General features: G+C 43.3%; 16 protein-coding genes. 15 read left to right on the top strand and 1 reads right to left on the bottom strand.

The genetic code is table 11. From position 1 onward, the window contains the following. The first annotated feature begins 32 nt into the window (after positions 1 to 32). The 10 genes from def to spoVM all read left to right on the top strand — a co-directional run bounded on the left by def (position 33) and on the right by spoVM (position 9213). A complete protein-coding gene (def, locus tag JNUCC41_RS16720; protein ID WP_192203988.1) occupies positions 33 to 518 on the top strand; it encodes a peptide deformylase in 486 nt (161 codons plus the stop codon). Continuing rightward, complete coding sequence (gene fmt / locus JNUCC41_RS16725) at positions 515 to 1474, top strand: methionyl-tRNA formyltransferase (RefSeq protein WP_192203989.1); 960 nt, start codon at positions 515 to 517, stop codon at positions 1472 to 1474. Before def ends, fmt begins: the two co-directional genes overlap by 4 nt. Next, the gene (rsmB, locus tag JNUCC41_RS16730) at positions 1461 to 2813 is read left to right on the top strand and encodes a 16S rRNA (cytosine(967)-C(5))-methyltransferase RsmB (RefSeq protein ID WP_192203990.1); all 1353 of its coding nucleotides are present in this window, start codon (positions 1461 to 1463) and stop codon (positions 2811 to 2813) included. Before fmt ends, rsmB begins: the two co-directional genes overlap by 14 nt. After that, entirely contained in the window at positions 2813 to 3907 is a 1095-nt protein-coding gene (gene rlmN / locus JNUCC41_RS16735) for a dual-specificity RNA methyltransferase RlmN (protein WP_192203991.1), read from the top strand. The genes rsmB and rlmN overlap by 1 nt, the downstream gene beginning before the upstream one ends. A gap of 4 nt (positions 3908 to 3911) precedes the next feature. Then, positions 3912 to 4661 (top strand): Stp1/IreP family PP2C-type Ser/Thr phosphatase, encoded by a 750-nt coding sequence (locus JNUCC41_RS16740; protein ID WP_192203992.1) that lies wholly within the window; start codon positions 3912 to 3914, stop codon positions 4659 to 4661. Positions 4662 to 4666: 5 nt separating this feature from the next. Further along, positions 4667 to 6700 carry a Stk1 family PASTA domain-containing Ser/Thr kinase gene (gene pknB / locus JNUCC41_RS16745; protein WP_192203993.1) on the top strand — a complete coding sequence of 678 codons (2034 nt, stop codon included), beginning with the start codon at positions 4667 to 4669 and terminating at the stop codon, positions 6698 to 6700. Positions 6701 to 6723: 23 nt separating this feature from the next. Continuing rightward, the gene (rsgA, locus tag JNUCC41_RS16750) at positions 6724 to 7605 is read left to right on the top strand and encodes a ribosome small subunit-dependent GTPase A (protein ID WP_141992197.1); all 882 of its coding nucleotides are present in this window, start codon (positions 6724 to 6726) and stop codon (positions 7603 to 7605) included. Between the two features lies 1 nt (position 7606). After that, positions 7607 to 8254 (top strand): ribulose-phosphate 3-epimerase, encoded by a 648-nt coding sequence (gene rpe / locus JNUCC41_RS16755; protein WP_192203994.1) that lies wholly within the window; start codon positions 7607 to 7609, stop codon positions 8252 to 8254. 102 nt (positions 8255 to 8356) lie between these two features. Next, the gene (locus JNUCC41_RS16760) at positions 8357 to 9010 is read left to right on the top strand and encodes a thiamine diphosphokinase (protein WP_192203995.1); all 654 of its coding nucleotides are present in this window, start codon (positions 8357 to 8359) and stop codon (positions 9008 to 9010) included. A gap of 122 nt (positions 9011 to 9132) precedes the next feature. Further along, positions 9133 to 9213: a stage V sporulation protein SpoVM gene (spoVM, locus tag JNUCC41_RS16765; RefSeq protein WP_034313769.1), complete on the top strand. Its 81-nt coding sequence runs from the start codon at positions 9133 to 9135 to the stop codon at positions 9211 to 9213. Between the two features lie 185 nt (positions 9214 to 9398). Here spoVM and rpmB read toward each other — a convergent pair whose 3' ends face one another. After that, on the bottom strand, positions 9399 to 9587 hold the full coding sequence (gene rpmB / locus JNUCC41_RS16770) for a 50S ribosomal protein L28 (protein WP_034313767.1): 189 nt from the start codon (positions 9585 to 9587) through the stop codon (positions 9399 to 9401). A gap of 253 nt (positions 9588 to 9840) precedes the next feature. On the opposite strand from rpmB, the gene JNUCC41_RS16775 reads away from it, so the two are divergent. The 5 genes from JNUCC41_RS16775 (at position 9841) to recG (ending at position 15733) form a co-directional block, all read left to right on the top strand. Next, positions 9841 to 10203, top strand: coding sequence for an Asp23/Gls24 family envelope stress response protein (locus JNUCC41_RS16775; RefSeq protein WP_192203996.1), 363 nt, complete (start codon positions 9841 to 9843; stop codon positions 10201 to 10203). Positions 10204 to 10222: 19 nt separating this feature from the next. Beyond that, positions 10223 to 11893 carry a DAK2 domain-containing protein gene (locus JNUCC41_RS16780; RefSeq protein ID WP_192203997.1) on the top strand — a complete coding sequence of 557 codons (1671 nt, stop codon included), beginning with the start codon at positions 10223 to 10225 and terminating at the stop codon, positions 11891 to 11893. A gap of 207 nt (positions 11894 to 12100) precedes the next feature. Beyond that, on the top strand, positions 12101 to 12763 hold the full coding sequence (sdaAB, locus tag JNUCC41_RS16785; protein ID WP_192203998.1) for an L-serine ammonia-lyase, iron-sulfur-dependent subunit beta: 663 nt from the start codon (positions 12101 to 12103) through the stop codon (positions 12761 to 12763). Between the two features lie 37 nt (positions 12764 to 12800). Then, positions 12801 to 13685 carry an L-serine ammonia-lyase, iron-sulfur-dependent, subunit alpha gene (gene sdaAA / locus JNUCC41_RS16790; RefSeq protein ID WP_141992193.1) on the top strand — a complete coding sequence of 295 codons (885 nt, stop codon included), beginning with the start codon at positions 12801 to 12803 and terminating at the stop codon, positions 13683 to 13685. Beyond that, a complete protein-coding gene (recG, locus tag JNUCC41_RS16795; RefSeq protein ID WP_192203999.1) occupies positions 13682 to 15733 on the top strand; it encodes an ATP-dependent DNA helicase RecG in 2052 nt (683 codons plus the stop codon). The genes sdaAA and recG overlap by 4 nt, the downstream gene beginning before the upstream one ends. Positions 15734 to 15800: the final 67 nt, after the last annotated feature.

The raw sequence follows: 15800 nt of genomic DNA on the forward strand, positions 1-15800 counted from the left end.
TGTTTTTCATATCTAGGAGGGTACCTTTAATTTTGGCTATTTTACCGATTGTCTTGTTTCCTGAAAAAATTTTACAACAAAAATGCGATAAAGTAACAAGTTTTGATAAAAAGTTGGCAAAGCTGTTAAATAATATGTATGAAACGATGGTGGAGGCGGATGGCGTTGGACTTGCAGCACCTCAGGTTGGCGTGAAAAAGCAAGTGGCCGTCGTTGAAATAGAAGAAGGATCAGGTGCTATCGAATTGATTAATCCGGAAGTGCTGGAAGTGGAAGGCGAACAGACGGGTGTTGAAGGATGCTTGAGCTTCCCGAGTTTATATGGCGAAGTATCGCGTCCATACCGCGTCAAAGTCCGGGCACAAGACCGAAAAGGATCTTTTTTCGAGATAGCAGCGGAAGATTTCCTCGCGAGGGCCCTTCAGCATGAAATTGATCATCTGCAAGGCGTTTTATTTACAAGTAAGGTCTCCCGGTATATTTCGGAAGAAGAGTTAGAAAGGTTTGGGGAAGAATGACAAAAATTATATTTATGGGTACGCCGGACTTTTCAGTGCCGGTATTGAGAAGAATCATTGATGAAGGGTATGATGTGATCGCTGTGGTCACGCAGCCCGATCGTCCAGTAGGCCGCAAAAAGGTACTGACGCCGCCGCCAGTTAAGGTCGAAGCCGAAAAGCAGGGGATTCCCGTTTATCAGCCCGAAAAAATCCGAGAAAAAGAAGAACTTGAAAAAATCATTGCATTGAATCCTGACTTAGTGGTGACGGCGGCTTTCGGTCAAATCCTTCCGAATGAATTGCTGGATGCCCCTAAGTACGGATGTATTAATGTACATGCCTCCCTGCTTCCTGAACTGCGTGGAGGGGCGCCAATTCACTATTCCATCTTACAAGGGAAAGAAAAGACGGGAATAACCATCATGTATATGGCGGAAAAATTGGATGCCGGTGATATATTGACCCAGGCGGAAGTGATTATAGAGGAAGAAGACAATGTAGGATCACTGCATGATAAATTAAGCAAGATAGGGTCGGATTTACTTGCAGAGACGCTTCCGAAACTTATAAATCAGGAGCTGCAGGCGATCAAGCAGGATGAGGCAAAAGCGTCTTTTGCGCCTAACATAAAACGGTCTGAGGAAAAAATCGACTGGTCGAAATCAGGGGAAGACATCTATAACCATGTACGTGGCCTGAATCCTTGGCCTGTTGCTTATACAACCTTAGACGGGGCCATTTTGAAAATTTGGCAGGTGAAGAAACTTGCAGATGGCAATCAGGCAGTGCCAGGCACGGTCATTGATGTACAAAGTGATGGTTTCATCGTTTCGACAGGCAATGAGACGGCAATACTAGTTACAGAACTGCAGCCTTCAGGGAAGAAAAAAATGCCGGCGAAAGATTATTTGCGCGGAGCCGGATCGTTCATTAAAGCAGGCATGAAGTTAGGAGAACAAAATGAAGCAAACTAAAAAGGGAGTGCGTGAAATCGCTCTCGATATCTTGGAATCTGTAGAGAAAAACCAATCCTACAGTAACCTATTATTGAACAATTTGATTAAAAAGCACCAGTTATCCGCCGTGGATAGCGGACTGCTTACAGAAATAAGCTACGGTACCATACAGCGGAAGATGACTTTGGATTATTATTTGAACCCATATATTAAACAACCGAAAAAAACGCAAAGCTGGGTCATCAATTTACTTAGACTTTCCGTTTACCAAATGGTCTATTTAGATAAAGTGCCTGATCATGCAATCATTTTCGAGGCCGTCGAAATTTCCAAAAAGCGCGGGCATAAAGGTACATCTTCGATGGTAAATGGTGTACTTCGTAATATTCAAAGAAATGGTGTTCCTTCTTTAGGTGATATTAAAGATGATCTGGAACGGCTTTCCATAGAAGTAAGTCACCCAATTTGGTTGGTCAAGCGTTGGGTAGAGCAATTTGGTTATGAAAAAACCAAGGAAATGTGTGAGATCAACTTAACTGCGCCTTTACAGACGGGACGGGTTAATTTAAAGAAGATTTCACGCCGTGAACTGATCAGCATATTAACGGAAGAAGGATATGATGTTGAGGCAAGTGAAGTCGTTCCCGAAGCAATCGTCAGCTATAAAGGGAATCTTGCTCATTCAGAAAGCTACAAATTAGGGTATTTATCGATTCAGGACGAGAGTTCAATGCTTGTAGCCCATGCATTAGGTGCGAATGAAAATGATGCTGTACTCGATTGCTGTGCTGCACCTGGAGGGAAAACGACACATATCGCAGAAGGCTTGACCACTGGACAAGTATATGCGCTCGACCTTCATGAGCATAAGGTCAAGCTCATTAAAGAACAGGCTGAGCGCCTAAAACTCAGAAACAATATTAAAACAATGGCCCTTGATAGCAGGAAAGTGCAAGAACACTTTAATAAAGAAGGGTTTGACAGGGTGCTGATCGATGCACCATGTTCCGGGTTGGGAGTCATGCGCCGGAAGCCTGATGTAAAGTACACTAAAACAAAAGATGATATAATGAAACTCTCAAGTATACAAATACAATTATTGGAATCGGCTGCCCCGCTTGTTAAGCAAGGCGGACGGTTAGTATATAGTACCTGTACGGTGGATAAAGAAGAAAATGACAAAGTCGCTGCAGCATTTTTGGAAAGCCATCCGGATTTTGAAAGCGATGCAACCTTGTCCACAAGAATGCCTGAAAGCGTTCAGCCATTTATCGAGGGTCATACGCTGCAAGTTTTTCCGCAATATTTTAGCAGTGACGGGTTCTTTATTGCGAGTTTTAGAAAGAAGGTGCTGTAATGGCAGAAATCACTAAATCATCTAGAGTAAGAAAAGACACGACACCAGAAAAACCATCGATCTACTCATTAGAGCTTCACCAAATTAAAGAATGGCTTGTTCAAAATGGAGAGAAGGCATTCCGGGCCGATCAAATATATGACTGGCTTTATAAAAAGCGTGTCTCCAGTTTTGAAGGTATGTCCAACCTTTCGAAAACATTACGGGATAAGCTTGAATCACAATTCACCTTCACCACATTGAAGACTTTGATTCAGCAAACGTCCAATGACGGAACGATGAAGTTTTTATTTGAACTCCATGATGGATATTCGATTGAAACAGTGCTGATGCGCCATGAATACGGAAACTCCATTTGCGTGACAACGCAGGTAGGATGTAGAATTGGCTGTACATTCTGTGCATCGACATTAGGCGGTTTAAAGCGTAATCTTGAATCAGGGGAAATTGTTGCCCAGGTCGTTAAAGTTCAGCAAGCACTTGACGAATCGGAAGAACGTGTTAGTTCTGTCGTTATCATGGGAATCGGTGAACCGTTTGATAACTACGATAATATGATGTCATTCTTGAAGAATATAAACCATGAAAAAGGCTTGAACATCGGGGCGCGTCATATTACCGTTTCCACAAGTGGAATCATTCCTAAAATCTATAAGTTTGCCGAAGAAAGCATGCAAATAAACTTTGCTGTTTCCCTTCATGCACCGAATACGGAATTAAGAAGTAAATTGATGCCAATCAATAAGGCCTACAAACTTCCAGACTTGATTGAAGCCATCAAATACTATACAGAAAAAACAGGTCGCCGTGTAAGTTTTGAATATGGTCTATTCGGTGGCGAAAATGATTCAGTGGAGCACGCAGAAGAATTAGCAAGTTTAATAAAAGGGATAAAATGCCATGTTAACTTAATACCGGTTAACTATGTACCTGAACGCAACTATGTACGTACACCTCGGGACCAAATTTTTGAGTTTGAAAAAACATTGAAGAAGCGCGGCATTAATGTAACGATCCGAAGGGAACAAGGCAGTGATATTGACGCAGCCTGCGGCCAGCTTCGGGCCAAGGAGCGCAAAGAAGAGACGAGGTGACCCTATGAGGGCAATATTTAAGACAGACCGTGGAAAAGTCCGCCAGCATAATGAAGATAATGGCGGAATCTTTAAGAACTCGGAAGGCGTTCGCCTTGCCATCGTTGCAGATGGCATGGGCGGCCACCGTGCCGGGGATGTAGCCAGTGCAATGACGATAGACCTTCTGAAAAAGGGCTGGGAAGCATCTACAGGTATCGAAACGGCAAATGATGCCGAGGATTGGCTGAAGCAGCAAATCGTTCTGGTCAATCAGTTGCTTTTTGAACATGCTGAAGCGAATACGGAATGTAAGGGCATGGGGACCACCATTGTTGCAGCCATTTGCACCGACAAGTTTGCTACCATTGCCAACATCGGGGACAGCCGATGTTATTTGTATAATGAGAGCGGCTTTAAGCAGGTCACGGAAGATCATTCACTTGTTAATGAATTGGTCCGTTCCGGGCAGATTTCAAAGGAAGATGCCGAAAACCACCCACGGAAAAATGTTTTATTACGAGCCCTGGGAACAGAAATGCAAGTGGAAATGGACGTTATGACTGTCATTTTCGAAGAAAATGATTTACTATTGCTTTGTTCGGATGGATTGACGAACAAAGTGAGTGAACAGGAACTGGAAGATACCATAACCAATGGACAGTCACTTGAAGAAAAGGCGATTTCATTAATAGATAAGGCCAATCACTACGGTGGGGAAGATAATATCACCCTTGTGCTTGTTCAATTTACTGAAGAAAGTGAAAGCAGGTGAATTGAATGTTGATTGGTAGAAGAATCAACGGCCGTTATAAACTGATCGAGATGGTCGGTGGCGGCGGTATGGCAAATGTTTACCTTGCAAGGGATATGATCTTGGATAGGGACGTTGCATTGAAAATCCTTCGCATGGATTTTAATAATGACGAAGAGTTCATCAAGCGCTTCAATCGGGAAGCCCAATCGGCAACCAGTTTGGCCCATCCCAATATCGTAAGTATTTATGATGTTGGTGAAGAAGATTCAATCTATTATATTGTAATGGAATACGTGGACGGTTTTACACTAAAGCAATACATACAAAAATATTATCCAATTCCAGTTGATGAAGCCCTGGATATCATGAAGCAAATCACGGCAGCGATTTCCCATGCCCATCATAATGGGATCATCCATCGTGACATCAAGCCACAGAACATTTTGATTGATAAAGAAGGAACCGTCAAGATTACGGACTTCGGCATTGCATTGGCACTAAGTGCAACAAACATAACGCAGACCAACGCAGTCTTGGGCTCGGTTCATTACTTATCCCCGGAACAGGCCAGAGGCGGTATGGCCAATAAGAAATCCGACATTTATTCACTGGGTATCGTCATGTTTGAATTGTTGACGGGGAGATTGCCTTTTTCGGGTGAATCAGCCGTTTCGATAGCTCTTAAACACTTACAATCGGAAACTCCTTCGCCAAAACGCTGGAACTCTGAAATACCTCAGAGTGTGGAAAATATTATCTTGAAAGCGACAGCCAAAGATTCATATTACCGCTATGATAGCGTGGATTCAATGGAAGATGACATGCGGACTTCGCTTAATCCTGAGCGTTCAAATGAACTGCCTTTTGCCATTCCTGAAGATCATGATGCAACGAAAGCCATCCCCGTCATAACGGATGATCAGATTTCAAGCGTCGATGAGACAATCATAAGGGGTCCGGAAAAAAATACATTGGTCTATGCGGACGATGAAGAAAGTGAATCAGAAGCAGAGAGTAAATCGAAAACGAAACCGAAAAAACAAAAGAAACAGAAAAAACAAAAAATCAAGTCGGAACATAAAGGTAAAAAACGAAAGAACATCCCTGCGATCTTGGTGACCACCTTTTTAGTTCTCGCACTGCTTGCTGTTTTATCTGTCACTGTTTTACCTCCCCTCCTTGTTTCGAAGGAAGTGACGATCCCGGACCTCAAAGGGGAAGAATTGGATGATGCCATTACTGAATTGCTTGAATTGGATTTGAAAATTGGAGAAACGATCGAGATCGAAGATGAAGAGGTTGAAGCTGGTCTTGTAATCAAAACCAATCCTAAAGAAGGTAAGACAGTCAAGGAAGGTGCAGTGATCGATATTTATCAAAGCATTGGTAAAGAGACGATTTCATTGTCCAGTTATGAAGGTCGAGACTATTCTGATGTTAAATCCCTGCTTGAAAAAATGGGATTCAAAAACATAAGCGTGACCGAAAAATATGATGACAGTGCTGCCGGCACGATCATAGAACAATCGCCTTCGGGGGCCACTGAGGTCGTACCATCCGAAACGGAGCTTGAGCTAACGGTCAGCAAAGGGGCAGATCTGCTGAGCTTGAAGAACTTAACAGGGTTCAATGAAGCAGGCCTTAATGATTATTCCAATGAGAGTGGAATAAAAATCGATGTCGAAGAAGAAATCTATGATGATTCCGTAGCAGAGGGGCTTGTCATTTCCCAGTCACCCGAACCTGCTACGAAGGTGGAAAAGGGCAGTACTGTGAAAGTGGTCATTTCAAAAGGGAAAGAAGAGATTCCTCCCAAGAGTGTAACGGAGGAAATCAAAATCGAGTATGATCCGGTTGAGCCAGGCAAAACGCAAAAAATACAAATTTTCATCGAGGATATCAACAATAGCATGACGGAGCCTCAAGAAACGTTCTTTATCTTGGATGATGCCAAAAGAACGATCGAATTAATGGTTTCCCCGGATAAGAAAGCAGGATATAAAGTCATGCGGGACAATCAGGTCATCATTGACGAATCCGTCTCATATCCAGAATAAATTTAATAATTAGGAGTGTGGTTATGCCCGAGGGAAAAATTATCAAAGCATTAAGTGGATTTTATTATGTCCTTGATGGTGAAGAGGTGTATCAATGCCGCGGACGGGGCGTATTCAGGAAGAATAAGGTAACGCCGCTTGTGGGTGATTATGTGGTTTTTGAAGCGGAAAATAAAACGGACGGGACCGTGACCGAAATAAAACCACGAAAGAATGAATTGATTCGTCCGCAAATCTCGAATGTAGATCAGGCAATCCTTGTCTTTTCAGCAGTAGAGCCTGATTTCAGTCCGGCTTTGCTTGATCGATTCCTCGTACTGATCGAAGATAACGAAATCGAACCCATTATCGTCGTGACGAAACTTGACTTGGTTACGGCTGAAAACCAAAAGAAATTGTCTCAGTATATCAAGGACTATCAGAAACTTGGCTATACTGTACTGGAAACATCCTCAGTTACTGCTGGAGGAATTGAAGGACTAGTGCCGTATTTAGAAGGAAAAACCAGTGTATTTGCCGGTCAGTCAGGCGTCGGGAAATCGTCTTTGCTGAATGCAATCAATCCTGACTTGGCTTTAAAGACGGATGATATTTCATCACATCTGGGACGTGGGAAGCATACCACCCGCCACGTTGAATTGATTCATATTGGCTCTGGACTAGTCGCAGATACTCCTGGGTTCAGTTCCCTTGAATTCATGGAAATGGAAGCTGAACGGTTATCTTATTGCTTCCCGGAAATGCATAAGTATGGGGAAGACTGTAAATTCCGTGCCTGCCTGCACGATAAAGAACCGAAGTGTGCAGTGAAAGAAGCGGTTGATGCCGGGGAAATTCCACGCTATCGATATGAGCATTATATGCAATTCTTAGAAGAAATCAGAGATAGAAAGCCGAGGTATTAAAATGGTTAAAATCGCACCATCCATTTTATCAGCTGACTTTGCAAAATTGGGAGAAGAAATTCTTGATGTCGAAAGGGGCGGAGCGGATTTAATCCATGTGGATGTCATGGATGGGCATTTCGTGCCGAATATAACGATAGGCTCACTAATTGTTGATGCTATCCGCCCGGTGACAAAACTTCCGCTTGATGTTCATTTAATGATCGAACAACCTGATCGTTATATCGAGGCCTTTGCGAAAGCGGGAGCCGATTATATAACTGTACATGTAGAGGCATGCACTCATTTGCATCGGACGATACAATTGATTAAATCTTTTGGTGTAAAGGCAGGCGTGGTGCTTAATCCAGCCACTCCGGCTTCCATGATCCAACCTATAATCGAAGATATTGACATGGTATTGTTGATGACGGTCAATCCGGGTTTTGGCGGGCAAAGGTTCATTAAATCCGTTCTGCCGAAGATTGCCGAAGTGAAGGCGATGGCAGAAATGTATAATCAAAACCTCGAAATAGAGATTGATGGCGGAGTGAATGAAGAAACGGCTAAACTATGTATTGAACAAGGGGCGACAGTCCTGGTGGCCGGCTCGGCAATATATAATCAAGAAGATCGACACGCAGCGATTCAAAAGATTCGGGGAAAGTGATATAAGCCGACACTATCAAATTCGTATGATGGTGGTCGGCTTTTTTTATCAATTAAACAAAGGCACCTTGGATATGATTAGATATAGAAAAGGATGATTTCAATGATTATTAGTATAATGGCTGGAGGTCCGGAATGTTTTTGGCCGGATCTGGAATGGTATGAGGAGAAGACTGATCTTTGGGTTGGGGTTGATAGGGGAGTATGGTCCTTGCTTGAAAAAGGTATCGAACCTAAGTACGGCTTTGGGGATTTTGATTCAGTTTCGGAAGGCGAATACAAGAAGATTGAGCAAAGGCTGGAACAAATCAATCTATATTCTTCGGAAAAGGATGAAACGGATTTAGAGATCGCATTTAAATGGGCAATAGGGCAAAAGCCAAGTGAAATTCATATCCTGGGCGCTACAGGGGGAAGAATGGACCATTTTCTTGGAAATATCCAGCTGCTGCAAAAAGAAAGTGTCCTCCCTTATCATGGCGATATAGAAATATACATAGTCGATCGGCAAAATATATTCACAGTAAAGACAGCGGGTTCATATGAGGTCACTGCTTTGAAAGATAAGAAATACTTGTCATTGCTTCCTGTAACGGCAGAAGTCACCGGCATTACACTTTCGGGCTTTAAATACCCACTGAATGATGCAAGCGTGGAAATAGGTTCGACGCTTTGCATCAGCAATGAACTAATTTCCGAATCTGGGAATGTTTCATTTGAGAAAGGCATATTAATGGTGATAAGAAGCAGTGATTAAAATTCATGCTTAGAGCAGATTCGGATATAATTACGATCATCCTATATCCGCTTAAAAGCTTATGTTGTAATAGAAAAATTCCACTTCATCTTTTATTGTGGGATGCAAAGAGGAGGGGCATGATGAAATTTTATACGATTAAATTGCCAAAAGTTCTGGGCAGTTTGGTAAGGGCTATGCTCGGAGCGTTTAAAAAAGGCTGATACTTATCTCCATGACACCTCTCAAATACAGGGAGGTGTTATTTTTGGTAAAAAGGGGCGGCCATCCATTAATGGGTGAAGGCTTTCTTCCTTGATTCAGATCAGCCTTGATCACCGAATTGAAACCATCCCCATTAATATCGGCCATTACAAGTAAAAAGGCATCCTAAGAGGATGCCGTAACATTATACGCGTTCTACTTTGCCCGATTTAAGAGCTCTTGCAGAAACGTATACACGTTTAGGTTTACCGTCAACTAAAATACGTACTTTTTGAAGGTTAGCGCCCCATGTACGCTTGCTAGCGTTCATTGCGTGAGAGCGGCTGTTACCAGAACGAGTTCTTCTTCCAGTGATTACACATTTACGTGCCATGTCAAATTCCCTCCTAACTACAACAAGCTTAAGTTTTTCGCAGTCGTCTTAAGTCTTTGTAAAATACTTTAATAATTTATCATACCTACCGTTAGAATGCAATACTTCAGTTAATTACTTTCAAGAAAAAAACCTTGACATACATACTTCAAAATTGAATTATATATAGTACCGTATGACATTTACTTTTAAAACCATAGACATTATAGTAAAATGTCTTTAGTTGATTTGATTTTTTGGGAGGGAAAAGAAAATGTCTATCGAATTACAAACGAAGTATGGACAAATTGACATCTCTAATGATGTTATCGCTACTGTAGCAGGCGGAGCAGCCGTGGATTGCTACGGAATTATAGGAATGGCTTCCAAAAAACAATTTAAAGACGGCATTGCCGAAATTTTAAGAAAAGAAAACTTTACTAAGGGTGTAATAGTCCGTCAAGATGAGGAAGAAGTTCATATCGATATGTATATTATCGTAAGTTATGGAACGAAAATCTCGGAAGTTGCACATAATGTGCAATCAAAGGTAAAGTATACTCTGGACAAAACTGTAGGATTAGCTGTTGATTCCGTCAACATTTTTGTACAGGGAGTTCGCGTGACGAACCCTTAAATATTAGGAGGAAAGTTTTGTGTCAATTACAAGTTTAAACGGAAAGCGCTTTGCAGAAATGATCATTCAAGGTGCCAACCATTTAGCGGCTAATGCCCAAATGGTTGATGCGTTGAATGTTTTCCCTGTTCCAGATGGAGATACAGGAACGAATATGAATTTATCGATGACTTCGGGAGCGAAGGAAGTGCAAAATAACGTCCAGGAACACATCGGGAAAGTGGGTACGTCCCTTTCAAGAGGTCTGCTAATGGGCGCACGTGGCAATTCAGGAGTAATTCTATCGCAACTGTTCCGCGGTTTTGCTAAAGCGATTGAAAATAAATCGGAAATCAATAGTGAAGAGTTTGCCCAAGCTTTTGAAGCAGGGGTACAGACAGCTTATAAAGCTGTAATGAAACCTGTTGAAGGAACCATCTTAACTGTTGCAAAAGATGCGGCCAAGCAAGCGGTTTCATCAGCAGCAATGCACCAAGACCTTATTCAAGTAATGGAAGAAATCGTTACGGAGGCCAATGCCTCATTAAAACGCACACCTGATCTTCTTCCAGTCTTAAAAGAAGTCGGAGTCGTTGATAGCGGTGGGCAAGGGTTGGTGTTCGTTTATGAAGGCTTCCTTGCTGAGCTGAAAGGTGAAGCCCTTCCAGTCCGATCTTCAAATGGTCCAAGCATGGACGACATGATCAGTGCCGAACATCACATGAATGTACAAGGGCATATGAATACGGAAGATATCGTGTATGGCTACTGTACGGAATTCATGGTCCGATTGGAAAGTGAGAAACTTGCCAATAAACCATTTGATGAAGAAAAATTCAGAAATGATTTAAGTGAATACGGAGATTCTTTATTGGTCATCTCAGATGATGAAGTCGTCAAAGTACATATTCACTCTGAACAGCCTGGCACGTGCCTGAATTATGGACAGCAATATGGCAGTTTAATTAAAATGAAAATCGATAATATGCGTGAACAGCATACTGCGATTGTCGGTGAGACGAATACACCGCTTCAAACTAAACCGTCCACCAAAGAGAAGTACGCTATAGTGTCAGTGGCGATGGGTGCTGGCATCAGCGAATTATTCAAAAGCATCGGAGCTAAGTCCATCATCGAAGGCGGACAAACGATGAATCCTAGCACGGAAGATATCGTTAAGGCTGTCGAAGAGGCATATGCAGATCATGTCATCATCTTGCCTAATAATAAAAATATCATCATGGCGGCCAATCAGGCTGCAGATGTGCTTGGCGATCATGTGACTGTCATTCCAACGAAAACAGTGCCGCAGGGAATGGCTGCATTGTTGGCGTTCAACCCTTCACTTGATGCTGATGAGAATAAAAAAGCGATGATCGAAGCCCTTTCGCATGTGAAAACGGGACAGATCACTTATGCTGTCCGGGATACAAACATTGACGGTCTAGCAATCGAGACCGGGGACTTCATGGGAATTGCTGAAGGCACCATCAAAGTGAAGGATAAAGACATGACTCAGGCGGCAAAAGATCTTCTGACAGATATGATTGACGAAGATTCGGAAATCCTTACCATTTTATATGGAGAAGATGCCACTGCTGAAGATGTCGAAAGTCTTGTTGCGTTTTGTAATGAGAATTTTGAAGACGTTGAAGTTGAAGTCCATAATGGGAAACAACCTTTATATTCTTTTATTTTTTCAATTGAATAAGTAGAGGATCAGGAAGATATGGGAAACTTGTTCGTCCAAATTCTGGTAGGATCCTGAAAAAAATAAAAGGCAATAAACTGCATATGTCATTAGGCTATGCAGTTTTATTTTTTTGAAAAGAAGGATTACGGACAGCGTGATTGTAATTACAATATATCAGGCTTTAATTATTTAACTACTCCCAGTGTGAAGAAGGAGGAACAATTCATGAAATTTAGAAGTGTATTCGATATAATTGGTCCTGTTATGATCGGTCCCTCTAGTTCCCATACAGCAGGAGCTGCAAGGATCGGTAGGGTTGCCAGGAGTTTATTCGACCGGGAACCGAAATGGGCCCATATTTCTTTTTACGGATCATTTGCCAAAACCTATAAAGGCCATGGAACGGATGTAGCCATTGTAGGTGGCTTACTTGATTTTGATACATTTGATGAGAGAATCAAAGAATCGCTGGAACTAGCCCGCAAAAAGAAAATGAAAATTACTTTTCGGGAAGAAGAAGCAGTACCGGAACATCCCAATACGGCAAAAGTAACCGTTGGTGATGATGATGGTGAACTGGAACTTGTCGGAATATCGATTGGCGGGGGAAAAATCGAAATCGTCGAACTGAATGGATTTAAATTGAGGCTCTCCGGGCACAATCCTGCCATACTCGTCGTTCATGATGATCGATATGGAGCCATTGCCAATGTTTCAAACATATTAGCCAAGCATCAAATCAATATTGGCCAGATGGAAGTTTCCCGAAAAGAGAAAGGGAAGATGGCCTTGATGACGATTGAAGTGGACCATAACCTGGAGGATCAAGTCATCGCTGAAATTACGGCACTCCCCAACATCACTCAAGTAGCAAGGATTGTGGATTGACAGGGCAATCGTTTCCACTTAGGAAGGAGAATGAATCATGTTTCGAAATGTAGCGGAATTAGTAGAATTGGCTGAATCAAAGCAGAAAAGAATTTCAACGCTGATGATAGAGCAGGAAATGGAAGTAACGGGAAAAAGCCGTGAAGAAATCATCCGCCAGATGGGAGTCAACCTGGATGTAATGGAACAGGCAGTTGAAAAAGGACTTCAAGGTGTACGGTCCGTTTCCGGCCTGACGGGTGGGGATGCAGTTCTTCTTCAGAATTACATTAAATCCGGAAATTCCTTATCCGGTGAGCTGCTGTTGGATGCGGTAAGCAAAGCCGTGGCAACAAACGAAGTGAACGCAGCCATGGGAACGATTTGTGCGACACCGACTGCCGGATCTGCTGGTGTTGTGCCTGGAACGCTTTTTGCTTTGCAAAATAAATTAAAACCGACTCGGGAACAAAAAATCGAGTTCCTATTTACAGCAGGGGCTTTTGGTTTTGTTGTAGCGAATAATGCTTCGATCTCTGGAGCCGCAGGGGGCTGTCAGGCGGAGGTCGGTTCTGCCTCGGGCATGGCAGCGGCAGCCATCGTTGAAATGGCAGGAGGGACACCAGCACAAAGTGCAGAGGCGATGGCAATCACATTGAAGAACATGCTTGGTCTTGTATGTGACCCTGTTGCTGGGCTTGTAGAAGTGCCTTGTGTGAAGCGGAATGCCATGGGTGCAGCTAATGCAATGGTTGCTGCAGATATGGCGTTAGCCGGGATCACAAGCCGGATACCGTGTGATGAAGTAATTGATGCGATGTATAAAATCGGGCAAACGATGCCATCGGCACTTAGGGAAACTGCACAAGGAGGTTTAGCGGCTACACCGACTGGGCGGGAGTTGGAAGCGAAAATCTTTGGCTTGCCGCTGAATAAGAAGTGAAAGCAACTTTACAGGAACCTATAACAGCAGTAAAAGGAATTGGGGCCGAAACGGCGGCAGCGTTGGGGGAAATGGAGATCCATACCGTCGCGGATCTCCTTGAGCATCTCCCATATCGCTATGAAGATTACCGGTTGAGGGATTTGGAAACGGTCGAGCACGATGAGCGGGTTACCGTGGAAGGCAAGGTTCATACGGTGCCCACTTTAGGATACTTCGGAAAGAAAAAATCCAGGCTTACGATTAAAGTATTGACTGGGAGATATTTAATAAATGTCATTTTTTTTAACCAGCCATACCTGAAGCCGAAGCTTGCTATAGGTGAAACCGTAACGGTTACAGGGAAGTGGGATCGTCATCGCCAAACCATTACAGGGTCGGAATGCCACGTTGGTGATCGCAGCCGTGAGAAAGAATTCGAACCGGTATACTCAGTGAAAGGCAGCATTACTGTCAAGGGTCTCCGCCGCTTTATCTCCAATGCATTTTCTGAATATGGGGCAATGATAGAAGAAAATCTGCCCCCGCAATTACTGGCGGCATACAAACTGATGCCTCGTAACGATGCTCTTCGTACCATGCATTTCCCTTTATCGGCCAATGAGGTGAAAAAGGCTCGACGCCGTTTTGTGTATGAAGAGTTTTTATTGTTTCAACTTAAAATGCAGGCACTTCGTAAAGTGCAGAGGGAGCAGTCAAAAGGGATAGGACAGGAGTTTGATATGAAGCAGCTGGAGGCCTTCATTGGAACTCTACCTTTTCCTTTGACGAACGCTCAAAATAGGGTCGTCGAGGAAATAATGAATGACATGAAATCTCCTTACCGGATGAATCGTCTACTTCAAGGGGATGTCGGGTCTGGAAAAACGGTGGTTGCCGCCATATGCCTGAAGGCGACGATTACAGCAGGTTTCCAAGGTGCACTTATGGTCCCGACGGAAATCTTGGCTGAGCAGCATGCACAATCCCTGAAGGCAATGTTGGAACCGAGTGGAGTAAAGGTTGCATTGTTGACCAGTTCGGTAAAAGGCAAAAAACGCAAGGAACTATTGCAAATGCTGGAATCCGGGGAGCTAGATCTTTTGATAGGAACTCATGCATTGATACAGGATGAAGTGAATTTTCAAAACCTAGGTCTTGTCATAACGGATGAACAGCATCGTTTCGGAGTGGAACAGCGCCGCATCCTTCGTGAAAAAGGTACGAATCCAGATGTCCTTTTCATGACTGCTACACCGATTCCGCGAACGCTTGCAATTACAGTGTTTGGGGAAATGGACGTCTCCACGATCGATGAAATGCCTGCCGGGCGAAAAGCGATAGAAACTTATTGGGCGAAACACCAGATGCTTGATCGGATCTTAGCATTTGTCGAAAAAGAACTAAAGAAAGGGAGACAGGCATACGTCATCTGTCCATTGATTGAAGAGTCGGAGAAACTCGATTCATTACAGAATGTTCTCGATGTTCATGCAATGCTGACACAATACTTTGCGAACAGGTACAAAGTGGGTCTTATGCATGGAAGGCTGCCCGCGGATGAAAAAGACGAAGTGATGCAGCAGTTTAGTGCCAATGAAGCACAAATCCTTGTTTCCACGACGGTTGTCGAGGTTGGGGTGAATGTTCCAAATGCAACGGTAATGGTCATTTATGATGCGGAGCGCTTTGGGCTTTCACAGTTGCATCAGTTACGCGGAAGGGTCGGACGGGGGAGTGATCAGTCCTTTTGCATACTGCTGGCTGATCCGAAAACGGAAGTCGGGAAAGAACGGATGAAAATCATGACCGAGACAAACGATGGATTTGCCCTTTCCGAAAAAGATTTGGAACTTCGTGGCCCCGGGGACTTCTTCGGTAAAAAACAAAGCGGCCTTCCCGAGTTCAAGGTAGCAGACATGGTCCATGATTACAGGACCCTGGAAGTGGCAAGGATGGATGCAGCAAAATTGATTGCCTCCCAAAGCTTTTGGCATTCCCCGGAGTATGCTCCGCTTCGGAACTATCTAGAGGGGACGGGTGTATTCACGGGAGAAAAGCTGGACTGAACTGAATGAAAAACCAATAGCAGATTGTGAGATTTTACTCAATATCTTGCAATCTGTTTTTAAAATA

This window comes from Brevibacillus sp. JNUCC-41 (assembly GCF_014844095.1).
Classification (GTDB): domain Bacteria; phylum Bacillota; class Bacilli; order Bacillales; family DSM-1321; genus Peribacillus; species Peribacillus aracenensis.